Genomic DNA, 26,250 nt, shown 5'->3' on the forward strand with positions numbered 1-26,250 from the left:
AACAGTGACTCAATACTCGGATGTACCGGTTGTTCATCGTTGTTTTTTTCAGAGCAAAAACTGGCGAAAATGTCGGCGACATTCCATTTACCACTGAGGAATACTTTATGACACAACAGTTTACCCGCAGAAAATTTCTGCAATCGGCCTGTATCACCATCAGCGCGCTGACGGTGAGTGCCAGCGGCCTCGACAAGGCCTTGGCGGCAGTTACTGGTGTTGGCCCCATGGCCACATGCGATGTTCTTATAATAGGGTCAGGCGGCGCAGGTCTTCGTGCTGCCGTGGCTGCCCTGAAAAAAAATCCCAAGCTCAATGTGGTGGTGGTCAGCAAGTGCATGCCTTCGCGCAATGCCACCTGTATGGCCGAAGGCGGCATTAATGGCGTCACAGATTTCAGCAAGGGCGATTCTTACGAATTGCACTGCTATGATACTGTCAAGGGCGGCGACTATCTTGTGGATCAGGACGCTACCCTCAAGTTCTGCGAACAGGCTGGCCCCACCATTCTGGAGCTGGATTATCTGGGCATGCCTTTCTCGCGCACAGAAGACGGAAAGGTAAAGGCGCGTCCTTTCGGCGGTGCCTCCAAGGTGCGATGTAACTATTCAGCTGACAAAACAGGGCATATTGTGGCCCATGTATGCCTGGACGAAGCCCTGACCCGTGGCGTCAAATTCCTTATGGACCACGAGCTGCTGGACCTGGGCGTTGATAATGGCCGTTGCGAAGGCGCGGTGCTGCGCAACATCCGTACTGGCGAAATCGCTCCCGTTCGTGCCAAGGCAGTGGTGCTGGCAACGGGCGGTTATACCCGCATTTTCTGGAACCGTACGTCCACTCCCTATATTGCCACTGGCGACGGCGTGGCCGCAGCTTTGCGTGCGGGCGTGCCCTTTAAAGACCCGGAAATGATCCAGTTCCACCCCACGGGCGTGGTACACGGCGGCGTACTCATTACCGAGGCCGCGCGCGGCGAGGGCGGCTACCTGCTCAACAACAAGGGCGAGCGCTTCATGAAAAATTACGCGGCGGCCAAGATGGAACTGGCCCCCCGTGACATTGTAGCCCGCGCCATTGAAACTGAAATCCGCGAAGGACGTGGGTACGGCCAGGGGCTGGAATCGTACGTGCTGCTGGATCTCGTGCATCTTGGCAGAAACAAGATCGTTAACGATCTTCCGCAGATACGTCACGTCGGAAAGCTGTTTGAAAACATAGATCTGGTGGATAAGCCCATGATTATCCGCCCCACGGCCCATTATTCTATGGGCGGCATCGCCGTGAGCAAGTTTGACGACATGTCCACGCCCATGCCCGGCTTGTTCAGCGCAGGCGAAGCTTCCTGCGTATCCATTCACGGCGCTAACCGGCTGGGCGGAAACTCCCTGGCTGATGCCGTAGTTACCGGAAAAATCGCAGGGGATGGGGCTGCGGCCTATGCCAGTCAGGCGGATCAGAGTTCCGGCAAGCGCCTGGCCGATCTGTCCGATCAGTGGCAGAGCCGTTTCAAGGAAGTAACCAGCGGTGGAGACGCCAAGCAGATGTACGCCCTCCGCGAAGAAATGGGCGCACAGCTTTGGGATAATATGGGTATTTTCCGCACCCAGGCCAAACTGGCAACCCTGAACGACACTCTGGCCGAAATGCGCTCACGGTATGACGCCCTGCGCGTGCCCAACGCCAGCCCCGTCTACAACACGGCGTTCACGGAATACGTTGAACTGGGGAATATGCTGCAACTGGCCCAGGCTGCCTGCCTTGCCGCCACGGAACGCAAGGAATCCCGCGGCGCTCACACGCGCGAGGACTTTCCGAAGCGTGACGATGCCAACTTCCTCAAGCACAGCATGGTCAGTATGGACGAGGGTGGCAAGCTGCACATGGGCTGGAAAGATGTGGAGATCACCAAATTCAAGCCTGAGGAGCGGAAATACTAATGGCTACTCTAATTATTGACCGCTTTGACGGTAAAAAACACTACGAGCAGAGCTACACGCTTGCCCCCGAGGATATGGCGGGCAAGACCGTGCTCAATACCCTGCTGTTCATCAAGCAGACTCAGGACCCCACGTTGAACTTCACGGCCTCCTGCCGTTGCGCCATCTGCGGCGCGTGCGGCGTGAGGGTCAACGGGCATGCGATTCTGGCCTGCGACACCAAGATGGACGATCTTGTCAAAACCTATGGCTCAGACACCTTCCGCATATCGCCTCTGGCCAACTTCAAGGTCATCTCCGACCTGGTGGTAGACTGGGAGCCCGCGGTGGAAAATCTGCGCAAGATCCATCCCGGCATGGTGGCCAAATCCGAATTCTCCGAGAAGGAAGGCTGCCGCCAGACGCAAGCGGAATTTGACCGCATCAAGAAGCAGTGGGACTGCATCATCTGTGGTTGCTGCGCGTCGGAGTGCAACAAGCTCACGGCTGACAACCGGGACTATATGGAACCCTTTGTGTATACCCACGCCTGGCGTGTGGCCAACGACTCACGCACCAAGGATCCGCTGGTTCACGGCAAGCCCGCTGTGTCTGGCGGTTTGTGGAACTGCGTGCACTGTCAGGAATGCGCCAACCGCTGCCCCAAGGGCATCAGCTCTGCTGACGACATCGCGGCCATGCGCGCCCTGGTCATGTCCAAGGGGCTGACCGACGGCGTTGGACCTGCCCACGCCAAGGCCTTTTATACAGACCTGGTGGAAGATTCTGGCCGGCTTAACGAAGTGCGGCTTGCGTTGCGCACCGAGGGCGTCAGCACCCTGGCCCGTACGGGCATGGCCATTACCCTGCTGCGTCAGGGCAAGATGGATCCCCTGGAAGTCTTTGGTGGCGAGACCATTGAAGGGCACGATGCTCTTGTGAAGATGATTGAGGCGGCCCACGCCGCTGCGAAGGAGTAGCCGTATGCAGACCGAATATGCTTTTTTCCCCGGCTGCGTGCTGACTCAGGCCGCCAAGGAATCCAGGATGGCCCTTGAAGCCGTGGCCCCCATACTGGGCATTACGCTCAAGGAAATTCCCGGCTGGAGCTGCTGCGGCGCTTCGCAGGCTCAGGATGTGGACCATGTGGCCGCTCTGGTGGCCAATGCGCGCAATCTGGCACTGGCTGAACAGATGGGACTGCCCGTGCTCACATCATGTAGCACCTGTCTGCTCATGTTGCGCCGCGCCAAGGCAGAGCTGGACGGCGGACAGAAAGACCGCATCAATACCTTTCTTGCCAAGGGCAATATGGCCTACAAAGGCACCAGCGATGTCACCAGCCTGCTCTGGGTGCTGGCACAGAACGCTGGTGCGCTCAAAGCCAAAGTCGTCAAGCCCCTCACCGGGCTCAAGGTGGCGGCTTTCTACGGGTGTCACAGCCTGCGGCCAGAATCGGCCCTGGGCTTTGAAAGCTCCGTCAATCCGTCCAGCTTTGAGACTGTTGTCAGCGCTGTGGGGGCGCAGACCGTCCCCTTTGCCAAAAGGCTGGACTGCTGCGGTTTCCATGCCGTGTACCCGGCAGAAAAATCTGTCATGCATATGACCAGCGAAATCGTTAACGACGCGTCTGACGGCGGAGCAACGTGCATTGTGACGCCTTGTCCCCTCTGTCAGATGCAGCTTGATATCTATCAGGATAATGCCCAGGAACTGAGCAAGTCCAAAGCGCGCGTGCCTGTGCTGCATCTTTCGCAGCTGGTGGGTCTTGCTTTGGGCGTGCCAGCCAAACAGCTGGGGCTCGACTATAACGTCATTGACGCGACAAAACTCGGCTAGGAGCTGTTTGTAGCCAAGTTTTTTCAGTTACACTTCAAGACGGTCCTTTTCTTTCCGGTCGCGCACGTAACAGTGCGCTTCCATCAAGAAAAGGGCCGTCTTTTTTGTTTACAGGGGAATTCCCGTTGGTTTGAAAGATAGCTGGCCACGCCTTGGCTCGAAGCGTTAAACCATATGGCCTGATCAAGTCTTTGCGATTTTTGCAGGCGGTCAGGCTACGGCAGGTTGGCAAAAAATAAACAAAAATCAGACAATAATACTGTGTTCTATCAACGCCGCCAGTTTCGACTGGCGGCGTATTTATTTTGTCCAGAACTGTGCAGAACTGTTTGGTGTTGTTCAGTGCAACACTGCAAGTGAAGAATTCAGTATGCTGTTTGATAATGTGAGGCGGCAATGCAGAACATGCAAAAGATAGCATCATTACGATTGTGAAATTGTAACTCATGCTTCAGTTTTAACAACACAAAGAAGAGCAGGGCAGGGCGGCGGCGCGGTTCTGTAACCGATGAAAATGGTCAGATTTGATGGAAAAGCATTTGGCACCGCAAAAAAAATCGTCGACTGTTTAAACAATGAACAAACAATTTTTCTTTCTTGTTGACGCAAAATGTCAGTTCGTTTAACTCTAGAAAAAGGTGAATGCATTGGCAATGAAGGAGGAAACACATTAGTTTTATGTTGTGAGGAACTTTCTTAGGGTGAAGATTTTCACAACTCACAATGTAGTGGGGCAAAAATTATGAATACACTTGTCTTTTGCTGTGTGGCGTTGCCGTTTATTGTAGCGCTTGTAATCTATTTCACACAGCTCGACCGTACCCGCAAGCTTCTCGTGCCTGCAGCGGTTGCGGTGATGGCTTTGGCAGCCGTGATCATGGGCGCTCACGGCACATTTCGCCTGGAGGCTGAAACATTCTTTGGCGTGCCGCTGGACAGTTTGTTCAGTCTGCTTGACCTGCTGTTACTGCTCTATATTCTGGGACTGGGCTGGAAACTGGGCAGCAGAACAGTCATGGGCATGACGGCGTTGCAGTTGGTAGGTTTGCTCTACCTGAAGTTTGTTCTGGCGGACAGTTCCGCGCACATCACGGCCTTCGCGCCTGATGGCCTTTCTCTTATCATGGTTATCATCATTACCGTTGTGGGTGGACTCATCACCATCTACGGCCTGGGCTACATGGATATTCATGAAGAGCATCTGCATTTGCGGGTGTCGCGCAAGCCACGTTTTTTTGCTATAATTTTCTGTTTCCTTGGGGCCATGAACGGCCTTGTGCTTTCCAACAACCTCTCGTGGATGTTTTTTTTCTGGGAAGTAACAACCCTTTGTTCCTATTTGCTTATCAGTCATGACCAGACACAAGAAGCCAATGCCAATGCATACCGCGCCTTGTGGATGAACGTTCTTGGCGGCCTTGCATTTGTGTCGGCCATGCTTTTTGTTCAAAAGAGCCTTGGCACCCTGTCTACGGAAGTTGTTCTGCACAAGATGACCGCTATGGATGTAAAGAGCACGGCCATGCTGTTGCCCTTTGCGTTCTTCTGTCTGGCGGCCTTCACCAAATCAGCTCAGGTGCCCTTTGAAAGCTGGCTGTGCGGCGCTATGGTGGCCCCCACGCCGGTTTCGGCCCTGTTGCACTCCGCCACAATGGTCAAGGCAGGAACCTATCTCTTGCTGCGCATGGCTCCGGCCTTTGCCGATACCACCATGTCTACAATTGTGGCGCTTTTTGGGGCATTCACCTTTGTGGCAACCTGTATTCTGGCAGTCAGTCAGAGTAATGCCAAAAAAATTCTGGCCTATTCCACCATCGCCAACCTGGGCCTGATTATCGCCTGCGTGGGCATAAATACCGCCGCATCCATGATGGCGGCCACTACCATCATCATTTACCACTCTGTTTCCAAGGGCCTGCTTTTCATGTGCGTGGGGGCTATTGAGCAACGCATCGGGTCCCGCGACATCGAGGATATGCGCGGCCTGTATAGCAAGATGCCCCGCACGGCCATTATTACGGCCATCGGCATCTTCACTATGATGTTGCCGCCATTCGGCATGCTCATCGGAAAGTGGATGGCCATTGAAGCCATTGCGCGCGCCACTCAGGCTATGACGCCCATTATCTTCTTCATTGCTCTTGGGTCAGCCTTCACGGTGTTGTTCTGGGCACGTTGGGCGGGCATTCTCGTTTCTTCGGCAAATCTGCATGAGCGTCCGTCCTACGGAAATCCCAAGGCTACGGTCATGTTCGCGCTGCGTTCGCTCTGCGGTCTTGCCATCGTGTTTTCCTTCTTTTCACCGATGGTGCTTGAAACCTTTGTTGAGCCTTCTGTCTCAGGCGTGTACGCCCGCTTTGGGCTCAAGGCTGAAGGGTTCATACCTGGCGCGTCGCTTACGGGCGGGGCAGGGTACTTCTGGATTTACATGCTCTTTATTCTGCTTGGCCTGGGAGCCTGGATTGCCTGGAAGGTGTCCAGCAAGGTGCCCAGCGGGGCGCACGCCCAGCCGTACTTCTCTGGTCTGACGCAGGAGCAGGCAGGGCAGATAGGTTTCAAGGGGCCCATGAATGCCTTTGAACCCGCTCGTCTGTCCAACTTCTATCTGACCCAGTACTTTGGCGAAGGCACCATCACAAGGGCCATTGATATTATCTCCACGGCCTTTCTCATCGTTTTGGTAGGAGGTCTGCTCTGATGCTGTCCATCCTCAGTGCTGTCGGCGGATTGATCTTGTCGCCCTTTGTGGGAGGGCTGCTCACCGGGGTGGATCGCCGCCTTACTGCGCGTCTGCAGTCGCGCTTGGGCCCGCCCTTGCTTCAGCCTTTTTACGATGTACTCAAGCTGTTTGGTAAAGAAGCCAATGTTACCAACGCCTGGCTTGTTTTCAGCGCCTATATGACGTTTATTTCGTCAGCGTTGGCCCTGCTTATTTTCTTTATGGGCGGCGACCTGTTACTGCTGTTCTTTGTGCTCACAGTGGGCGCTGTTTTTCAGGTGGTGGGCGCACTGTGCGTGCCTTCGCCCTACAGCAACATAGGCGCCCAGCGCGAGCTTTTGCTCATGCTGGCCTACGAGCCCATTCTTATTCTGGTTTTTGTCGGTTTTGCCATGTGCACGGGTTCTTTCTCCATTGAAGCCGTGTTTTCGCAGGATCAGCCGCTGTTGCTCAAGATGCCGTTGCTGTTCCTGGCCCTCGGCTACGCCCTGACTATCAAGCTGCGCAAGTCGCCCTTTGATATTTCAGCCAGCCACCACGGGCATCAGGAACTGGTCAAGGGCGTGCACACCGAATATTCCGGTCCCTTCCTGGGCATCATTGAAGTGGCCCACTGGCTTGACCTTATACTTATCCTCGGTCTTTGCGCCATGTTCTGGCACACCAGCGTTATCGGCATGGCTACTCTGGTGATCGCTTCGCTGTTTACAGAAATACTCATTGATAACATCACGGCCCGGCTCACGTGGCAGTGGATGGTGCAGAAGAGGTCCTTGCTGCTCGGCATGGGATTGGCCCTGGTTAATCTTTTATGGCTGTATGTGGCATAAGGAGGCAGGCATATGGGTTTTGTAGACAAGATGATTAAGCGGAGCCGGCTGAAGTCTCCCTGGATTGTCCATTTCGACTGCGGCTCCTGCAATGGTTGTGATATTGAAGTGCTGGCCTGCCTCACGCCCATATACGACGTTGAGCGTTTCGGCGTAGTCAACGCGGGCAACCCCAAACATGCAGACGTTCTGCTGGTGACCGGCACGGTCAACCACCGTAACCGCCACGTGCTCAAGCAGATATACGACCAGATGCCGTCACCCAAGGCTGTGGTTTCTCTTGGCGCGTGCAACCTTTCCGGCGGTGTTTTCAAGGATACCTATAATGTGCTTAACGGCGCGCATAACATCATTCCCGTTGACGTTTTTGTGCCAGGCTGCCCGCCAAAACCCGAAGCCATCATTGATGGCGTGGTGGAGGCCCTGGGCGTGTTGAAGGCCAAGATGGGCATGGGGCCCATGCCTGAGGCCACCTTCATGCCCGGCGACGAAGATGGAACGCCCGCTGGCGCACTGAACGAAGAAGCGCCCGCTTCTGAGGACGACAAGTCACTGCAAAACGCGGGTTAGCCCGGAAAGGATACAGCCATGTTTTTTGAAGCCAAAGACGTGACGCCCGACACGCTGCTTGCTGAAGTGCAGCGTCTGGCCAACGCCAAATGCCGTTTTGTCACCATGTCGCAAACGGTCGTTGACGAGAACACCCTGCGACTGTTCTATCACTTTGACGAAAACCTCACCATGTCCGACCTGCGCCACAATCCTGAAATGTGCGTATGGTCGCCCACGGACGCCAAGGGGATGGTGCACCTGCGTATGGATGTGAACAAGGACGTGCTCATCCCGAGCATCAGTTCCATCTATTTTTGCGCAGTGCTTATTGAAAATGAAACACAGGACCAGTTCGGAGTGCGCTTCGCTGGCCTGCCGCTGGACTACCAGGGCGGTATGTATCTGGAGGGCGAAGTGACCCACGCCCCGTATTTTACTATGACCACCGTCCGGCGTCCCGCCGCGGCTGCCAAGGATGACGCCAAGGCAGAGCCCGCCAAAGGAGATCAGGCATGAGCAACCGCACCACAGTGATTCCTTTCGGGCCGCAGCACCCCGTGCTGCCTGAGCCGCTGCATATCAAGTTTGTGGTGGAGGACGAAACCGTTGTGGGCGCCATACCCCAGCTCGGTTTTGTGCATCGTGGCCTGGAAAGCCTCGTGCGTACCAAAGACTATAACCAGATGGTTTTTATCGTCGAGCGTATCTGCGGCATCTGCTCCTGCATCCATGCCAACTGCTACTGCAACGCCATTGAAGATATGATGGGCATCACGGCGCCGCCGCGTGCCCAGTTTCTGCGGGTAATCTGGTCAGAACTGCACCGCATCCATTCACACCTTTTGTGGCTGGGCCTCTTTGCCGATGCCTTTGGCTTTGAAAGCGTGTTCCAGCAGTTCTGGCGTATCCGCGAAAATGTTATGGACATCTGTGAAGCTACGGCTGGCAACCGCGTAATTCTGTCCGTCAACGTTGTTGGCGGCGTGCGCCGCGACCTTGAGCCCGAACAGATCCGCTGGATGCTTGGCCGTTTGGACGAGCTGCAAAAGGGCATGCGTGAACTCACCAATACCATGCTTGATGACTACACCGTACAGGAACGTACCCGTGGCATAGGTTATCTCAGCAAGGACGATGCCCGCCTTCTGGGCGCGGCTGGCCCCACCCTGCGTGGCAGCGGATGGGAAATCGACGAACGCATGCACGGCTATGCCGCTTATAGCGACCTTAACTTCATACCTGTGGTGGAGCACGATGGCGACTGCTACGCGCGGGCCAAGGTGCGCTTTTATGAAGTGTTGCACGCTATGGACCTTATACGCGAAGCCTTGAATCGCCTGCCGGAGAGCGAACTTACCGTCAAGGTGACGGGCAATCCCGATGGCGAATCCATCTTCCGCGTGGAACAGCCGCGTGGTGAACTGTTCTATTATATTCGTGCCAATGGTACAAAGCATCTGGAACGCATGCGTGTTCGCACGCCTACCTTCGCCAACGTTCCGCCCCTGCTGCACATGCTGCCGGGCTGCAAATTGCCCGACGTGCCGGTCATCGTGCTCAGCATAGACCCGTGCATTTCCTGCACAGAGAGGTAGCTCATGTACATGCTTAAAAATGTGTTGCGCAATCTGTCGGGCAAACCGGCTACACGGCTGTATCCGCTTGAAGAGCGTGAGCCCTTCCCGGCCTACAGGGGCGTAATCACCAACGATGTTGAACGGTGCATATTCTGCAACACCTGCGCCAGAATTTGCCCTACGGACGCCATTACTGTTGATGCCAAGGCAGGGCAGTGGGTGTACGATCCTTTCCTGTGTGTATATTGTGCTGCCTGCGTGGAAAAATGCCCCACCAAATGTCTGGTGCAGCAACCCATCCACCGCAAGCCCTCGGTTACCAAGTTCAGGGTGCTGCGCACGGGAACCCCGCGCGTTAAAAAAACTGCCACCGCCAAGGCAAAGGCTGAATCCAGCACCAAGGAAAAACCTGAAAGCGAATAATGTGGCGAAGCAGCCACATATGAGCGTATAATGTAAAAAGCCGCCATTTGGCGGCTTTTTACATTATATGGGCATAACAAGCGGTCATGGTTGGCTTATTAAATTTTTGCGAGGCTAGCTACGCTAGCGCTACATAAGAGTACCGCGCGCCATACGCCACATGGATTCTTTCGGAAAATACATTTTCGGGCGAACGACAAATTTGAACTGCCCCACAGTTCAAAGTGAGTCTGCCCAAAATGGGCCTGCCCTCGATAGGCGCGATGGATATAGTGACATTTTTACGTTATTGCCCGCGCTGCCCGTTATTTGTTGCTGCCGCCCCTTTGTGCCCCACAAAGAGGGTTACGAGTGTTTTTCTTCGTGCTAATGGAAGAAATATCTATTATGCGTGGACAAACTATAGTGATTTTTTTCATTAAAATTATGTAGTTGTCTTTTGAAGCGCCAAGTTGATGAAGCAGACTGAGAAGACGAATAAATGATCATTTAAGCAGATTAATTGTATAGTTAAGCAAGGGTAGTGCCCAGCAGGCAGTGCGCTCATGCTGTGTGAAATGGTATCCATGTCTGCATAATATAAATGTGTTACAAAGATTGATGTTTTTTTTGCTTGTTATTCTGGCTATTTCATTAGAGATTATCGGCCGAAAGTTATATCTTTTTTTACAATCCTGGTATTGCAAAAAGTATGTTTATACAGGATACTAAAAAAGGCATCCCTGCATTTCTTGGCTGTAATCGGCGAAACAGGCTTGCAACAGTGCTTGCGGTTGTGTGGCAGGTGCTGCTTTTTTTGATTATCTCATGTGAATTGTTTAACTTTTTACGCCACGATTTCTGACCAGATATCACATCTGTGAGGCCTGTTCCGTCAGGCACACATGATCTGGTAGTATATAATGAAACTTGGAGGAGAGATTTTATGAGGAACAAATGGATGCTTGGCGGCAGCGTTGTATTGCTGTTGCTATTTACTGTGGGGCAGGTCTTCGCCGCTGAAGGGCAGGCTCCGGCTGCTGATTCTGCCGCTACATCGGTTGCTGCTCCGGCTGCTGAAGCTCCCAAGGCCAAAGCCAGCGACGATTCAGCCATTGCTGCCCAGCTGCAGACGGCCCCTGCTGGTCTGAGGAAGGCCATTGCCGAACAGATCAAAGTGGCGCCCGAAACCTATAATTCCACTGCCGAAACTGGCTATCTGGGTATACCCGGCGGCCCAAAAATCAACATGATTCTTGCCTTTGGCTGGGCCTTGTGGGTGGGCTGGATTTTCTCCACCGTTGGCGCTTTTGGCGGTGTTATGGCGGGCGTGGGGCACATGAGCGTGCATGGTCTTGGCAACTATGCCAAGTCGTTTGGCAAAACGCCCCTCAACAAGGCTGTTACCGACTCTGTGCGTGCCTCTAACCAGATGCTCGCAGGTCTTTCAGCCGTCATCAGTACCTTCAGCTACTACCGTATGAAGCGTCTGGTGCTGCCCCTGGGTATTGCCCTTGGTCTCGGCTCCATTCTTGGCGCGTACCTGTCGGTCTCCCTTACTGCTGGCAAGCTGAACTTCTCGTCCTACCAGGGCTACTTCGGCATGTTCGTGCTGGCCCTTGGCCTGTACCTGATATGGGAAACTTCGCCTGCCGGGCAGCGTTCCAAATCCAAGGCCAAGGAAGCCGCCAAGGCTTTTGAAGCCTCTGCCAAGTGCGAAACCGCAGACAAAAAACTGCCCACTGGCGTGAAGCTCATTTCCTTCAGCATAACCCGCTGCGTCTTCACCTTCTGTGGCGTTGAATTTTCCTTCAATCCGCTGCTGCCTTTCCTTGGCGGCGTGGTCATCGCCAGCATCGCGGCCTTCCTTGGCGTGGGCGGCGGCTTCCTGCTGGTGCCCTTCATCACCAGCGTGACCCAGCTTCCGATGTATCTGGCCGCGGGCACCTCGGCTCTGGCCGTTCTGGTGAGCATGATCACGGGTATCACCACCCTTATGCTGCACGGCGCTCTGGTGGACTGGAACCTCGTGAGCATCGAACTTCTTGGCATCGCTGTGGGCTCCATCATTGGACCCTTCACTTCGCGGTTCTTCTCTGAAATCTGGCTGAAGCGGCTCTTCATCGTACTGGCCCTGTATGTGGGTACGGACTATGTGCTGCGTGGCTTCTTCCAGATCAAGATGTTTGGCTAGTAGTGCATTTTTTCTGAACCCTGGCGGCTGTGTGATCAGACGCCAGGCGTTGCGGCGTAAACGCAGCTTATGGCGCTGTTGAACGCCACAACAAAAAGTCTTGAACTTTAAGGATGTACATTCTCAAAGTTACTATGCTCTTGTTGGGACTAAAGGCCGCCATTGAAATGCGAATCTCGCCAAGCTGGTAACGCGGCAGTTCGAACCGCTTGATTCGGGATTTATAAAACAACGGCAGTCTTGGGCCCGAGCCGGAAAAATAATGGCGCGGCGGAGAATTGTCTCCACCGCGCCATTGCGTTATACTGGACAGGTCTTTTAAACCAACATCAAGCTCTGGAAGATGCTACGGCTTCCGCCCCTTATTATGGAAACATTTCTTCTCTGGTTAGATCCTGTTTTCGTGTTGCCTTTTCGTGTGATACCTCACCCGGAAGTGGCCTATATTTTTGGCACAGGCTGTCTGGCGCTCATCGCGGTGCTTCTGGGGCTTGTGACCCTGAGTTTGGCCAACAGGCTGCACGCCAAAAGGCTGAAAAAATATCAGGACCAGATGCAACACTACCATAAACTGAGCGAACAGGCTCTTTCCTCTGAGGGCAAGGAAGCGTTTAAGGCCGTCAATCGGCAGGGACACGAAGCCTTTGGGTACCATTTTTCGCTGAGCGGGGCGCTTTTTGTGGCGTCAATTTGGCCTGTCCCCATCATTTTTGCCTGGATGCATCTGCGGTTTGGCGATCTGAGCCCGGTGCTGCCTTTTAATCTGCCGCTTTTTGGCAATCAGCCTGGCATGGTCTTCTGGTTTATTCTTTATTACATTCCATTGCGAATGTATTTTTCCCGCGTGTGGCGTAAGCTGCAACTGCGCAAAAGAGAGCCGCTTTCTGAAAGCAATATTATGTATCCCTAGAGTAGTTTTCGCTTGAAGTCGCCTCGTTACGGCGCGCAAATCTTGGCTCTCCTATTTGGGGACATGTATTTATACACAAATGCTTTCAGAATCTTTGAATCATTTCATTTATGCATTGTTTTATAATTTTTATTCGCGTTTTTGAGTCACGGCCTCAATAAGTACTCTTTCTCCGGGCGGGTACAGGGGCTGGCTGATGTTGAGAATATATATTCTCAATACCTCAGAGTATGCTTGTTACGGCCTTGGCGGCACAAGAAGCTGTGCCACACCTTGCCCGGCAGTTGTGCTTGCGCAGCCGGCAGAGCATAGCAAAGAGATAACACTTCAAGAGTACGCGCCTCTCACAAAAGGGCGTTTTCTTGTTTCTGGGGCGATCCCTTTTTTGCGGCAATTCTGGTTGATGGTGAGGGATGCTTGTGCAGGGCGCATTAAGCGTGCTTATAATTTATGTTGACAATGAAATTCATTTTCATAAAGATAGCGAAATACCCGACACGAACTATCCTTGCACCAGTTCGTTACCACAAGGAGATCCCGCATGTTCAACCGTTTTGGCACAACCCAGGAAATGGTCATTCAGACCGTTGAAGAAAACAATACAGCTTTTCTGCTGGCCATCGACAGTGTTGGCCTGTACATGACGACATCCAACTATGTTGGTAAAAATCTTGCTGACCAGAACCGCTACAGCGCCCTTCGCCAGAACGTGAACGCGCGCTTGACCGCATTGGGCCTGAACCCCGAAGATCTCTGGTCCAACAACCAGCACCTTATCCAGAGCGAAACCGTATCCGCCAAGAAGGTCAACCCGCTCAAGGCCTCCAAGCGCGGTTCCAAGGGCTAGGTGCAAAAGCGCCCATTTTTTGCGCTATGCGTATTTCAACGTGCAGCTAAATATTGTCCGTTCAGGGAGGCCTTGTGTAAGGCTTCCCTTTTTATTTTCAGGACAGCTTGCTGCATTCTTTGCGGCGTTTGACCCAGGGAAACGCTGATTTATTCCGTTTGGCTGCGTTGCTTCACTTTTTTTGAAACAGTCGAGGACGAAAGAGTCCAGTCCTGCTTCAAAAAAAGATCGCGCCTTGCCAAACAAAATAACTGCGCGTTTCCAGGAGGCTCTTTAATCAATGCTTCCCTAGAAAATTCGTGTTCATTACGCTCCCGGCTGCGTGAGTAGGCGGCATAACGAAGGCGTAGCAAAATTATGTTAGCAGACTGACGCCAAATGCGCATTTTAGGAGATTTGGGACACCTCCAGCATTGAAATGCGCCAGAAGGAGCAGGGGGCCAGTCAGTGCGTCGCGCTGCGGCATTTATATCGGACTTTTCACCAAGGTTGATTGTGAAACGCCGCATCGGAGTGGCGTAAAAGGAACACAGACTGACAACAGCCAATAAATAAAGGCGGGCTCCTACGAGCCCGCCTTGTCGCTATTGCAATTTGCTCTGCTATACGAACAGGCTTTTCAGTTTGTGCGGTTGGCAGCGCAGATACTGCTTTGGAGCATCGGCAATGGATGCGCCAAGGGTCGCTGCCGCGTGCCAGGGCCAGCGCGGATCATACAAAATGGCACGGCCCACGGCCACCATATCGGCCTGACCGCTAACAATAATGCCCGAAGCCAGCTCCGGTTCGGTAATAAGACCCACCGCGATGACAGGCAGGCTTGTGACGGCCTGCTTGATGGTCTGTGCAAGGTATACCTGATACCCGGGAGCCAGGTTGATCTGCTGGTCGGGGCTCAAGCCGCCGCCAGAGACGTGAATGAAAGCTGCGCCCGCCTTTTCCAGCTCTTGCGCCAAGATGGCGCATTCAGCCACATCCCATCCTCCGGGGGCGAAATCCGTACCGGAAACGCGCATGCCCACGGGAATGCTATCAGGCAGGGCTTTGCGCACCGCCGCGAAGACACGCAGGGGGAAGCGCATTCTGTTTTCAAGGCTTCCGCCGTATTCGTCTTCCCGCTTGTTGGACAGGGGAGAGAGAAATTCGTGCATCAGGTAGCCGTGGGCCGCATGCAGTTCAATGGCCTTATATCCGGCGCGCATGGCACGCTGGGCGGTAGTGACAAACGATGCGGTGAGACGGTCGATGTCTGCTGTGGCAAGGGCTGTGGGCATGGGGGAAGCGGCGTCAAAGGGCAGGGCGGAAGGAGCGCATACGGACCAGCCTCCGTCCTGCTGGCCCAGAGGGCCGCGGCCTTCCCACGGGCGGCTGGTGGAGCCTTTACGTCCGGCATGTCCTATCTGAAGAGCTATCGGAATGGAGGAAAACGTACTTATGGTTTCCAGCATGCGGCGGTGCAGATCTTCATGCTCGTCGCTCCACAAGCCCAGGTCTTGCGGAGAAATTCTGCCTTCCGGTTCCACTGCGGTGGCTTCGACTATAAGCAGCCCGGCACCCGAAACGGCCAAGTGCCCGTAGTGCATGTGGTGCCAGTGCGTGGGACGTCCTTCATCCGCAGAATATTGATCCATTGGGGGAATGACAATGCGGTTGGCGAGTTTCAGCTCGCCGAGGGTGATGGGAGAAAAAAGGGTATTCATGCTATCTCCTGCCACACGGCATAACGCCGTATACTCTCATGTTGTTCCTGGCGCAGCCGATGCGGCCAGGGAAAATAAATTCCGCGTCCGCCGTGGCGAACCTTTGTCTTACGAATTATGCGCCCGAACGAAGCGCAGGGCAAGGGTCGTCTTCAATGGGCCGCTAACCGGGATTTCTTTTGCACCTTGTTTGTAATGGTGATACAAATGCGAAAAATTTCTGAGATTATACAAAGTTTGCCAATGGCGTGATGATCGCCATTGCGGTTCGTTGGTACTACCTTGCTTATGGCAGTCCAGATATGCGCTTGCGGTCGGCATGCCTTCCGCAAGGGCCAACACGGAGGCTCGCGTTAAGCAGCACTTGGGGGCCGTCGCAGAAAAACGGGGGAAGGGGGGGCGCGCCCTCTTCCCCCGTCGATATTATGGCTTTAGCCTGTTGCGCGCGGCATCGCGCGAAACCAGGGGCCATCCGATCCAGGGGCTCCTTCTAAATAGTTCTTTTGTCCAATTGCCTGCGTCAACAGGCTGTTTTTACTCCAGTCATGTACCGTGAGAGTACACTTCTTCCGCAAAAAGGCCTTTTTTCTTGCCCTTGCGCAAAATCATTTATTTGGAGCCGCCCCTGGGGTCCCTTTGATTTCTGATTTTTGATCTGTTCATGCCAGCTGGCGCAAAATCAAACAGCCCTTTTTACTCCGGTCATGTACGCTGGCAATGCAGGCATACGTTTCCTCATAAAAAGGGCTGTTCTATTTTCGCAGGGCAAAATCCATTGTTAATGGAAAGGTCCTGATGCAAAAACAGCGTCGGTTTTTTGGGCTACGCTATTCGCGGCCCTTGGGCTAACCTTTTGCAGCGCTGTCAGTTGCAGCACTGAGGGCAGCCTGAAGGCGGCCTTCATCTTCGTGCGACAGTGAAGACTGAATGACTTCCCCGCCAGAACCACGCAATTCTGCCAGCACCTTGTCGGTAATGTCAGAATCCACCAGCACAAACAGGGCAGAAGATCCGGGTTTCAGCTTTTCGCCAAGCTGTTTCATGAAATTGTCATTGATGCCCACATCGCTGAGCGAGCCGCCCACAGCGCCCGCGCCCGCGCCTACCACAAGGCCCAGCAGCGGGTTCAGGAAGATGAGGCCGATAAGCGCTCCCCAAAATCCGCCACTCAGAGCACCCGTTGCCGTAAGGTTATAAAGCTGGTGCAGTTTGACCTTGCCGTCTTGTTTGCGGGTAACCACCACGGCGTCTTCAAGGTCCACAAGATAGGATTTCTGCATCTTTAAAAATTTGATGCGTTCTTCGCTGGCCTGAGTTTCAGTGGGGTAGGCAACAACAATAAGTGTACGCATGAATGCTCCTTGGTGTAGATGCCGCCGCGTGAAAAGCAATTTGGAACTGGCGGCAATTTGTAGCTAATGCATGTAGTTACTATTCTATGGCATTCGTCCTTGGAAATCAATCACATTGGGCTACGCCCGGCTTCCCGTAAAACAGGATGCCTCCAAAGAGTTACAGCTTGTTTACAGGCAGTTTGACGTACTGGGTGCCGTTGACCGCCGTGCCAAAGTCGCCAGTGCGCATGTTGGCTTGGATGGAAGGCAGCAGCAGGGCGGGTACAGCCTTGCCAGTGTCGTCGGCCTTGCGCCGGGAGACGAACGTATTCTTATCAATGCCGATGTGCAGCCGGTCATTTTTGAATTTTTGCTCGTTGACGGTAGCCATGCACTGGGGGCCGCGTGTGCCTGCCGGCGGATAGTCGTGCCCCACATATATACGGTAATGGTCGGGCAGGGCAAAAAGTTTGCGTGAAGAGTCGTAAGAATCCTCGGCGCTGCCGCCGGGGAAGTCGCAACGGCCCGAGCCCACGTCTGGCAAAAAGATGGTGTCGCCCACAAAGGCGGTTTCTTCGATGATGTATGTGGTGTCAGCCGGGGTATGACCCGGAGTGTGTATGATTCTGGCCTTGAGGTCGCCAATGGTGAACTCTTCGTCATTATCAAAAAGGTAGTCAAAGTCCGAACCGTCCGCAGGGGTGTCGTCGCCTGTCTGGAAAATGGGAACCCAGGTGGTGATGATGCCCAGAATGTGCTTGCTGATGGCGATCTTGCCACCCAGCTTTCCCTTGAGATACCGGGCGGCTGTGACATGGTCGGCGTGGATGTGGGTTTCAAGAATCCACTCGACCTGCAATTGCTTCTGGTTCACAAAATTGATGATCGCATCGGCGGAAACCGTGCTGGTGCGGCTTGAGGGCATGTCGTAGTCGAGAACGCTGTCAATAACAGCGCAGCGTTTCAGGCTGTCAGTATCGGACCAGACCACATAGGTCCAGGTAGCGGTAACGGGATCAAAAAATCCGCGCACATTGGGTGCAGCCATAAGTAATCTCCTTGAACCCCGGCTATGCTTTACCGGGACGGAAACGTTTGAATAACCTTGCAGGCATTGGTCTTATGCCGGGCTTGATGGGTCGGAAAAAAAGCCGTGTGGCCGCCTACTGGCAGCTTGCACCGGGGCTTTTGCCAGCGCCTTTGCTTGCTCCCTTGTTGGCGTCGATGGAGCAGGCCTTGCCAAGACCGCATGAGGCTCCCTTCTGGTTCCAGGGTGCGCGCATGAGCAGAAGCGCCATGCCGCACCAGTTGGTGATGCCTGAAAAAACCTGGCCCACACCAACAAACAGCGCACCAAGGAAGAACGCCGGATGGACGAGAAGCCCCAGCAGGGTGAAAAACAGTGTGAGCGCGCCTGCCACAAACCGTACCTGACGGTCCAGCGAAGGCGAAGATGCGGCTGTTTTGGGCTGGCCTTCGCCTACCGTGGCAAAACCTTCTTCCTGGCAGGCAATGATGCCGCCCTCAATAACGCGCACATCGGTGAAGCCCGATTCGGCAAATTTGGCGGCGGCGGTTTTGGCGCGTGCTCCGCTGCGGCACAAGACAAGAATGGGGGTGTCTTCAAGGGCGCCACTGCGCAGGGCTGTATCGTGGGGGTCAAGCTCCGTCACCGGGGCAAGAGCCGTGGGAGAGGCAAGGCGCTTTTCAGAATATTCCATTGGAGTGCGCACATCCACAATGAGGGCCTGTTTCAGGTCCACACCGTGTAATTCTCTGGCGCTGATGCTTTGTACAGAAGACATATCATCTCCTTTGACAGAAGTTTGCCGGGATGTATGTGGCGTGAATCGCGGGGGGATAAAGCCCGCGCAATGCGGGTATGGGTTGAAGGAGGTATCCCTTCTTAAATATAGTGATATAGTTTACGCAGGAATGCAACAACGGCACGGTCTCTTCATTTGCGAAGCGTTCCGTGCCGTTGTGTGAAAGGCTACAGCATTGATGTAATACAATGATTGAAGGCGGGCATGTCTGACGGTTCCGTCAGTGCTGGGTATCTCAAGCCAAAACTGCGTTTATGCTAGGGGCTGTTTTTAAATAACTCTTTTGTCCAACTGTCTGCGTCAAAAGGCCATTTTTACACCAGTCATGTACCGTGAGAGTACATTTCTTCCGTAAAAAAGGCCTTTTTCCTTGCCCTTGGCGCAAAATTATTTATTTAGAAACAGTCCCTAAAGCAGGGTAACTTTGAGAATTATATTTTCAAAGTTCAAGACATATGCTTCAGGTCATAGGGCAAGATATGACGCTGAGTGCTGGGCTATACTGATTACAGCTCTGCATTTTGTTTGCGCTCACGCAGGGACATACGGAGCCTGTCGGCCAGCATGCAACAGCCGCACAGGCCTACGGAAATGGCAGTGGCCGTAAATACGCCCCTGTAGCCAAAGCCCGCGTCGACCACCATGCCGCCAATAAGGGGGGCCAGCATGCCGCTTGCGTCAAATGTTGCCATCATGACGTTGGAGTTGATGGAGCGTGTGTCTGGGGTGGAGCGGTCATACACAGCGGCGGCCAGCAGGGGATAGAGCAAGCCGAGGCCAAGACCATACAGGCATGTAAGGGGCACAAAGGCCCACAGGGGCCCCCAGGCCAGCCCGAGCATGCAGAAGGTCAGCACCAGACTGCAAAGAAGCGTTACCCGGTATCTGGGCAGGGTATCCAGCCTGTTGCTGCCAGCAAGACGCACCAGAATGATGGTCAGGGTGTAAATGGAGAAAAACCATGCCGGGTGCGCGCCCGTGACAGAACACAAGCCCTTGATGAAAAAAATGGCCAGTATGGTCATGATGCTGAAGGTCAGGCAGGCCATATACACAAAGAACAGGCCGGAATGGCTTACGGATTGCCACAAGGCACGTCGCGACAGGCCTCCGCCATCTTCGGAGGGCATTTCCGGCGTTCTCAGCCGGGGGGCCAAAGGAATGAGCATGAGCAGAGAAGGTATACCCAGCAGGGCCGAGATGGCGAAAAGCCCGGCTTCACCGCCCAGCAGGGGCAGTATGGGCTCTGCAGCAGCCGGAATGATGGAATAGGGCAGCAGCATGGTGAGAGAAAAGATGGCGAAGCCGCGCGCGCTTTGCCCCTTGGGGATGCAGCTCACCAGCACCGCTACTGTGCAGCTTGAAAAAACAGCCAGAGCAATGCCCTGCACAATGCGCAACACCCATATCAGACCGATAGCGTGCGGGCCTCCCACATAGGTGTATGCCAGCATGACGCAGCTTGAAATGACAATGGATATAGCCATTGCCAGCAGTTTTCCGCGTCGCAGCAGATACACGCTGGCCAGAGGACGAAACAGCAGAACCATAGCAAACATCGAAGACAACAACACGCCGCGCCAGTTGGGGCTGATGGTCATTGTCTCCAGCCACTGCTCGAAGCAGTAGAACACTGCAATAAAGCTGTTGCAGAACATTGTCATGCAAAACAGCAAAATAAAATCACGACTGAGAAGTGTTTGCGGCGGCTCTGGCGATGCAGGGCGGCCTACGGGTGCAACAGGTGAAGCGGCAACGGACGGCATGGGGCCTCAACAACGTTATGCCGCAGCCGTTGCAATCACATGCTGCCAACGGCTGCTTCGGATGAAGCTGCGGCTAATGATACTCGCCCTTGAGGAACTTGTCGGCACAGGCTGCTACAGCTGCCTCGTTGACCATAAGCATATCCATCTGGCGAGTCATGATAAGCAGACGCCCCAGTTGATCCAGCCGGGTACACAACTCGGACTTGGGATATTTCTGGTAGCGTGCTCGTATCCTATCACCCGTGAGTTCAACGGTAAAGCCGAGTTCTTTGAGTATAAGGCCAATGCAGCGTACCCGGCGTACTCGTTGCGCATCACTGGCGGCTCCGCCTGCAAATTCAAAGCGTATGTAGTTTTTGCTCAGCGAGTCGCCGCACCACGTATCGAGAATGGCGTAGTGATACCCAACGCGAGATGAAAAATTGAGATAACGGTCTGAAATAATGGCATAGCTGCGTTGCCCGAAGCGTGAGCTGCCCTCCTGGTTGCCGCCAATGACGCTCTGACCCATAACTGAAAGAAAGCCGCGCATATTCACCGGGCGCGGCCCCCGCGCCTGCACTGCAGGGTTGAGCATGCCGTCTAGAACTTTCCGAAAGGGCACGCTTGTGACGTCATCGGGGTGAACCCGGCGGGATTCCGGGTTACGCAGCCCGCCGCCAAGGTCAATGATATGAAGATCCAGCGGAATGGAGCTGACAAGCTCACTGGCAACGCCCGCGCTGTTGTCAGTGACACTGTCGGATATTTTGAACATCTCCGTATAGCTCATTTCGTGGGCGTAGCGCATGACGTCGTGCAGGGAAGTACAGTGTTCAGGGGTAAAGGTGTCGGCTCTGGGGTCTACCAGATGCAGGGGCAGAATATAGGGGGCCACACGCCGTAACAGCATAAGGGCCGGGCTGTCTGTTCTGGCCTGGGGGCGGGTCAGCCGCAAGGCCAGCAGTTCCGGTACTTCGCCGTCAAAAATTCTGCCCAACAGGGCGTCTACCGTGACAATCTGCCCCGGAGCGAGCACTCCGGTAACGCCGGGTATGTTCATAAGCGTCGGCACGCCAAATTCACGGCATATGGAGGCCATATGCCCGGTGAGGCTGCCAGTCTGGGCAATAATGGCAGAAGCGCGGCGCATGGCCGACATGGCGCTGGGTGAGGAGTGGTCCATAAGCATGACCGCGCCTTCGGGAAAGTGGGTGATGTCTTCGCCGTCGCCCACAAATACCACTGGCCCGCAGCCCACGCCTCTGGCTGCCACGTCCGCGCCGGAGAGCAGGGGACGCAGATGCCCCAGAATGGGCGCGGTTTTTTCTTCGGCCATGCTGTCCAGCCCCATTGGCCGCGTTTGCAGCAGGACGATCTGGTCGTCCTCGTCCACGGCCCATTCCATATCCTGCGGATACTGGTAGTGGCGTTCCAGTTCCATGACCATATTGGCAAGCTGGCGCACCTGCTCGTCACTGAGGCACGGCACATCTTGCAGGTCTTCCGGCACGGGGGTCAGTTCGCTGTCCACTCCTGTTTGGGTGCGCACCAGCCGCAGGCGCACAGCCTTGTGGGCAATGGCTGCCTTGGTAATTTTGCCTGTGGCGCGCGATACAAGCCATTGGTCGGGTGTGCCGGAACCGTCCACAACCATTTCGCCCAAGCCCCACAAGCCATTGATGACGATACTGTTGGAGCGCAGATCCACCGGGTGGCGTGAAAAAGCCACGCCTGCGGCGCGGGAGCGCACCATTTCCACACAGCACAGGCCCATGCCTGTGGCGTCAAGGGCGTAGCCGTGCCCGGCGCGGTAAGCCAGCGCGCGCGGCGAAAAAAGACTGGCCACCACGGTTTTGAAGGCTGCTATCAGGTCGTTGCGGGTAACGCCGAGCAAACTGCGGTATTGCCCGGCAAAGGACTGCACGCCGTCTTCGGCAATGGCGCTGGAGCGCAGGGCCACCACTACTTGAGGGTCGTTGCCATAGGCCAGATCCCACGCCTTGAGCAGGGCTTTTTCAACTTCAACAGGCACAGGGGCGTCGCAGATGAGCTGCTCCACCTGCCGGGAGACGGTATTGATGCTTTCCGTTTTTTCTGGATCCAAGGAACGCAGCAGGGAGTACATGCTCTTGAAAAGCCCCGGCGTGCGCAAAAGAAAAATGCTTCCGGCCTTGATGGTGATGGCGAAACCGCGCGGTACGGGCATGTCCAGCATATTGCGCAGTTCGCCCAGGTTGGCGTTCTTGCCGCCCACACTGTAGGCCATGCTTGCGTCCACCTCTCTGAGGTCGAGAGTAAGCGTGGGCACGTCGCCGCTGGCGCGCTGATCCAATTCTTTTTCGATGCGCTTGGCTATGCTTTGCACAGCTGCGTTCAAGCCTTCATGACGCTGGCTGGAAATATCGTTGAGCGTTGTCGCCATGCGGTCACAGCGAAAAATGGCTCTGCGGGCTTCCTTACGCACCTGGCTGGTTTCCATATGGCGCTCGCCCTGTTGGGTGGCGTTGAGGTTTGCCAGAATGCCCGCCAAATCCGCATTGGCCTGTAAAAGTTCCTTGAATGAAGCATAGCGCCTGTGGAAAGCGGTCATGGCCTGTTCGCGTGAGATGCGCGGCTTACGGCCAAAAAGTTTTTTGAGCTTACTGACCACAATAACACCCCTGTATGCTGTTTTTACGCGTTTATCAGCCCCTGTAGAAAGCCCTGCCGGCCACAACCACATAGCGCTGGGCCGGACCGCGGCCCTCCTTGCGAACAAGCCCCATCTGCACAAAGAGTTGCAAGTCGTATTGCGCAGTACGCATAGAAATATCTTTGCCAAGCATTTGCTGGTATTCCTGACGGCTTATGCTGCCCATAGCTTCAAGCCGGGGCCACATGGCGGCCTGCCGGTGATTGAGGCGAACAGTGTCTGCATTCACCGTGCTACTGCCGCCATTGCCATTGGCCGTAGAGGCGGCGGCTTCTGAAGCAGCCCCAGTGAATGCCGCAGGCGCGCGGGTTTGCCCAGATTCAAACCCTGGTTCCAGCCCAGATACATGCCCAGATACATGCCGAGGTTCCAGCCCGGATTCCTGATCGGAGCCAGGGGCGTAAAGCGGTACCTGCCGTGACGGATTGTCAGATGTGGTGGTGCTTGAGGCCGCTGCATCAGCGTCCGTTAGGGACGAGGCTTCCTGCCCGGGAGGGGAGGCTGCGGAAAATGCGCTGGCAGCCTGATTTTTCCCGGAAGTGGGCGTTCTTTGGGTATTATCTTCAGTTTCTGGCCGTGCGCCGTTCTTTTTCTCAGCACGGCTGCTGGCTGCCGCGTCTGCTTTGGAATCCTGCATATCGGCGCTGGCTTTGCCTGTTGCCTTTTCGCGTCCTTCCTGTGCCGTGGATTCATTGCCTTGCGTTTGCTGTTTTGACGCATCCTCGCTGGCCCCATTGGAAGCCACCGGGCCCAGCTGAATATTTTCGGCATAAAGAATGTTTTCTTCGCAAAACGTCAGCGCGCGGGTAAGCGTGTTTTTCAGTTCGCGCACATTTCCCGGCCATGCATAGGCCATAAGTTTGGCCAGAGCCCCCCGGCTGATCTGGGGCATTTGCATTGTACTGGACGCTTTAAAACCCTTGGCTGCTCTTGAAGGCGCATTTTGCGCAGAATTTGGATTTTCCACATCCGTTTCAACCTCTGCGCCCACTTCTTCAGCCTTGGCTCTGGCTTTCACGGCTTCTGTCAGAAAGTATACGGTAAGAGAAGGAATGTCGGTCTTTCTTTCCCGCAGCGGCGGCGTGTGGATGGTAATCACCGCAAGGCGGTAATAAAGATCTTCGCGAAAGGAACCCTCGCGGGCGTCTTCCAGCAGGGAGGCGTTAGTGGCAGCCACGATACGCGTATCAAAGGGAACTTCCTGATCGCTGCCCAATGGTCTGATGCGCCGGGTGGACAAGGCGCGCAGCAGCGCCTGCTGCACCTTGGGCGCTGCGTTGCCCACTTCGTCCAGCATAAGGGTGCCGCCTTCAGCAGCAAGAAACGCGCCTTTGCGGGCCTGCCGGGCTTCGGTGAACGCTCCTTTCACATGGCCGAACAGGGTGTCCATAAGCAGGTTTTCATCAAGGGCGCCGCAGTTGATGGTTATGAAGGGGCCGGAACTGCGGGCGCTCAGGCGGTGTATGGCCTCGGATACCAGCTCTTTGCCAGTGCCAGTTTCGCCAATGATGAGGACGTCGGCCAGGACTTGAGAGGCTTTGCGCACCTGGTCGCAGAGGGTCTGCATGGCTGAGGACGTACCCACCAGTCCGCTGGCAGGCAGGTCTTCGGGATGGGGCAGGTCTGGCACAGGTTCGCGCTGCCACTGAGCGTCTTGGAGGGCTTCGTGGCTGCGGCGCTGAATTTTTGCCTGCCGCAAACGGCCCAGCAGGGTGTTGATGTCGAATTTTACCCCTTCCAGCTCCTTGGGCATGGGCGGCAGATCAAGGTCGTCGGAGCCTCCGGTGATATTGCGCTTGTGCAGTGCGCGGCCCAGCATATTGAGCGACTTGCCCATCTGGTGCGCCAGCCACCACAAACTTAAGGCCAAAAGAATCATGCCCCCCAGAAAACTGACGGTGTATATGCCCATAACCTGCATGCCGGTGCGGGTGGTGGTGAAGCTGGTGTCCAGTACGGCAAGGCCGCCAAGAACCACTGGTTCGCCGCCCGCGCCGGGTTTGAAGCTCACGGGCACATAGCTCACCCTTTCGACCCGCATTTGCCCGTTGCTCCACACCGTACTGCTTTCAGTCATGGGCAGCTGGTTGGCTTGCCCTGCCTGCACATCGGCAACCATGCTCCAGTAGTTTATGTGCTCGGGGCTGGGGCGGAAGGCCATGCTGAATCCCGGGCGGCCATAATCCCCCCAGAATCCCGCGCGCACGGCATCATTGCCCAGGCTTTTTCCAGCCAGGGCCGCATCGGGCGTTTCTGACTGAAAAAGCATCCAGCCTTCCCTGTCGAAAAACAGGCTGCGCACACGGGTATCCGCGCCAGATGCGGCAATGGGGGCGTCGGGAGACGAATAGCGCGACACGATGTCCCGCAGGTCTTTCATGTCCAGAGATAAAAGAAGGTAGCCAGTAAAATTGCCTTCCCTGTCATGCACGGCCGTAAAAAATCGCAAGACGTGCAGAGACAGACTTTGAAGGGATTTGTTGACCGGCACCATCGAGTACACGGCTTCCATAGGCTGGCCCACATTGACATAGCCCGGCTTCTGTTCGCCGCCCAGATTGTGGAAAGGGCTTGAAGGGCTGTCCAGGGCAACATGCATGGGCACATTGATGATCTGGCTGTCATGACTGAGTAAAAGGTAGCGGTTTTCGGGGGCCAAACCGACGTACGCCACTTCACGGTAGTGCAGCCCGTTGGCCTTGGCGCGAAACTCCATTCTGTGCTTCATGTCCTCCGGGTCCATAGACCCGGCGGCCAGAATAAGCAGTTGGTTGCGCGTTTCTGCCAGGGCCTGCTCAAGAGCCAGCCTCATGCCCTGAGCCTGAAGTTGCGCGTTGCGCGCTATTGCACGATTGACGATGTGCTCAATGCTGCTGCCAGTGGCAACAAAGATGAGAAGCAGCACGACGGTCAGCAGGGGGATCCCCAGCATGAGCATGCGGCTGACAAGGCTCCTGTTCATGAAAAACGAGGTAATGTCCAAGGTGCTCCCACCGGGAAGCGTTCTGTAGAAGCGCATTTGAGACCCCCTCTACGGTTGCGCAAAAAAGCGCAATCTTTGAGTCGACTATAGGGGCATTGCGAAAATCAGGCAAGATATTTCGCGCAAACTTGGAGAAAAAACGGCAAAATTCGGCAAATATCATGCAATGGCACAG

Annotated in this window: 19 protein-coding genes; 12 read left to right on the plus strand and 7 right to left on the minus strand. The window is 54.9% G+C overall.

What is annotated here, in order from left to right; all coding sequences use genetic code 11:
- Window positions 1-107 precede the first annotated feature (107 nt).
- The 12 genes from sdhA to HNQ38_RS02995 all read left to right on the plus strand — a co-directional run bounded on the left by sdhA (window position 108) and on the right by HNQ38_RS02995 (window position 13,789).
- Complete coding sequence (sdhA, locus tag HNQ38_RS02940) at window positions 108-1,940, plus strand: 8-methylmenaquinol:fumarate reductase flavoprotein subunit (protein ID WP_183717932.1); 1,833 nt, start codon at window positions 108-110, stop codon at window positions 1,938-1,940.
- Window positions 1,940-2,899 (plus strand): 8-methylmenaquinol:fumarate reductase iron-sulfur subunit, encoded by a 960-nt coding sequence (sdhB, locus tag HNQ38_RS02945; RefSeq protein WP_183717933.1) that lies wholly within the window; start codon window positions 1,940-1,942, stop codon window positions 2,897-2,899. Before sdhA ends, sdhB begins: the two co-directional genes overlap by 1 nt.
- A 4-nt stretch (window positions 2,900-2,903) precedes the next feature.
- Window positions 2,904-3,758 carry an 8-methylmenaquinol:fumarate reductase membrane anchor subunit gene (gene sdhE, locus HNQ38_RS02950; RefSeq protein ID WP_183717934.1) on the plus strand — a complete coding sequence of 285 codons (855 nt, stop codon included), beginning with the start codon at window positions 2,904-2,906 and terminating at the stop codon, window positions 3,756-3,758.
- Window positions 3,759-4,500: 742 nt separating this feature from the next.
- The gene (locus tag HNQ38_RS02955) at window positions 4,501-6,456 is read left to right on the plus strand and encodes an NADH-quinone oxidoreductase subunit 5 family protein (protein ID WP_183717935.1); all 1,956 of its coding nucleotides are present in this window, start codon (window positions 4,501-4,503) and stop codon (window positions 6,454-6,456) included.
- Entirely contained in the window at window positions 6,456-7,307 is an 852-nt protein-coding gene (locus HNQ38_RS02960) for a respiratory chain complex I subunit 1 family protein (protein WP_183717936.1), read from the plus strand. The genes HNQ38_RS02955 and HNQ38_RS02960 overlap by 1 nt, the downstream gene beginning before the upstream one ends.
- 12 nt (window positions 7,308-7,319) lie before the next feature.
- Window positions 7,320-7,877 (plus strand): NADH-quinone oxidoreductase subunit B family protein, encoded by a 558-nt coding sequence (locus HNQ38_RS02965; RefSeq protein ID WP_183717937.1) that lies wholly within the window; start codon window positions 7,320-7,322, stop codon window positions 7,875-7,877.
- An 18-nt stretch (window positions 7,878-7,895) separates the two neighbouring features.
- Window positions 7,896-8,375 (plus strand): NADH-quinone oxidoreductase subunit C, encoded by a 480-nt coding sequence (locus HNQ38_RS02970; RefSeq protein ID WP_183717938.1) that lies wholly within the window; start codon window positions 7,896-7,898, stop codon window positions 8,373-8,375.
- Window positions 8,372-9,454, plus strand: coding sequence for a hydrogenase large subunit (locus HNQ38_RS02975; RefSeq protein WP_183717939.1), 1,083 nt, complete (start codon window positions 8,372-8,374; stop codon window positions 9,452-9,454). The genes HNQ38_RS02970 and HNQ38_RS02975 overlap by 4 nt, the downstream gene beginning before the upstream one ends.
- 3 nt (window positions 9,455-9,457) lie before the next feature.
- Window positions 9,458-9,859 (plus strand): 4Fe-4S binding protein, encoded by a 402-nt coding sequence (locus HNQ38_RS02980; RefSeq protein ID WP_183717940.1) that lies wholly within the window; start codon window positions 9,458-9,460, stop codon window positions 9,857-9,859.
- A 925-nt stretch (window positions 9,860-10,784) separates the two neighbouring features.
- A complete protein-coding gene (locus HNQ38_RS02985) occupies window positions 10,785-12,032 on the plus strand; it encodes a sulfite exporter TauE/SafE family protein (protein ID WP_246387966.1) in 1,248 nt (415 codons plus the stop codon).
- A 367-nt stretch (window positions 12,033-12,399) separates the two neighbouring features.
- Complete coding sequence (locus tag HNQ38_RS02990; RefSeq protein WP_183717941.1) at window positions 12,400-12,942, plus strand: hypothetical protein; 543 nt, start codon at window positions 12,400-12,402, stop codon at window positions 12,940-12,942.
- 541 nt (window positions 12,943-13,483) lie between these two features.
- Window positions 13,484-13,789 carry a hypothetical protein gene (locus HNQ38_RS02995; RefSeq protein WP_183717942.1) on the plus strand — a complete coding sequence of 102 codons (306 nt, stop codon included), beginning with the start codon at window positions 13,484-13,486 and terminating at the stop codon, window positions 13,787-13,789.
- A 602-nt stretch (window positions 13,790-14,391) separates the two neighbouring features.
- On the opposite strand, the gene HNQ38_RS03000 is transcribed toward HNQ38_RS02995, so the two are convergent.
- From HNQ38_RS03000 to HNQ38_RS03030, 7 genes are all read right to left on the minus strand, one after another.
- Window positions 14,392-15,489 (minus strand): NADH:flavin oxidoreductase/NADH oxidase, encoded by a 1,098-nt coding sequence (locus HNQ38_RS03000; RefSeq protein WP_183717943.1) that lies wholly within the window; start codon window positions 15,487-15,489, stop codon window positions 14,392-14,394.
- An 845-nt stretch (window positions 15,490-16,334) separates the two neighbouring features.
- A complete protein-coding gene (locus HNQ38_RS03005; protein WP_183717944.1) occupies window positions 16,335-16,841 on the minus strand; it encodes a DUF1269 domain-containing protein in 507 nt (168 codons plus the stop codon).
- A 160-nt stretch (window positions 16,842-17,001) separates the two neighbouring features.
- Window positions 17,002-17,871 (minus strand): MBL fold metallo-hydrolase, encoded by an 870-nt coding sequence (locus HNQ38_RS03010; protein ID WP_183717945.1) that lies wholly within the window; start codon window positions 17,869-17,871, stop codon window positions 17,002-17,004.
- A gap of 115 nt (window positions 17,872-17,986) precedes the next feature.
- Window positions 17,987-18,628, minus strand: coding sequence for a rhodanese-like domain-containing protein (locus HNQ38_RS03015; RefSeq protein ID WP_183717946.1), 642 nt, complete (start codon window positions 18,626-18,628; stop codon window positions 17,987-17,989).
- A gap of 527 nt (window positions 18,629-19,155) precedes the next feature.
- Window positions 19,156-20,415 (minus strand): MFS transporter, encoded by a 1,260-nt coding sequence (locus tag HNQ38_RS03020; RefSeq protein ID WP_183717947.1) that lies wholly within the window; start codon window positions 20,413-20,415, stop codon window positions 19,156-19,158.
- Window positions 20,416-20,488: 73 nt separating this feature from the next.
- Window positions 20,489-23,050, minus strand: a complete 2,562-nt coding sequence (locus HNQ38_RS03025; RefSeq protein WP_343060075.1) for a PEP/pyruvate-binding domain-containing protein — start codon at window positions 23,048-23,050, stop codon at window positions 20,489-20,491.
- A gap of 34 nt (window positions 23,051-23,084) precedes the next feature.
- Window positions 23,085-26,111, minus strand: a complete 3,027-nt coding sequence (locus tag HNQ38_RS03030; RefSeq protein WP_183717949.1) for a sigma 54-interacting transcriptional regulator — start codon at window positions 26,109-26,111, stop codon at window positions 23,085-23,087.
- Between the last annotated feature and the right edge of the window lie 139 nt (window positions 26,112-26,250).

It is taken from the genome of Desulfovibrio intestinalis (assembly GCF_014202345.1).
Lineage (GTDB): Bacteria > Desulfobacterota > Desulfovibrionia > Desulfovibrionales > Desulfovibrionaceae > Desulfovibrio > Desulfovibrio intestinalis.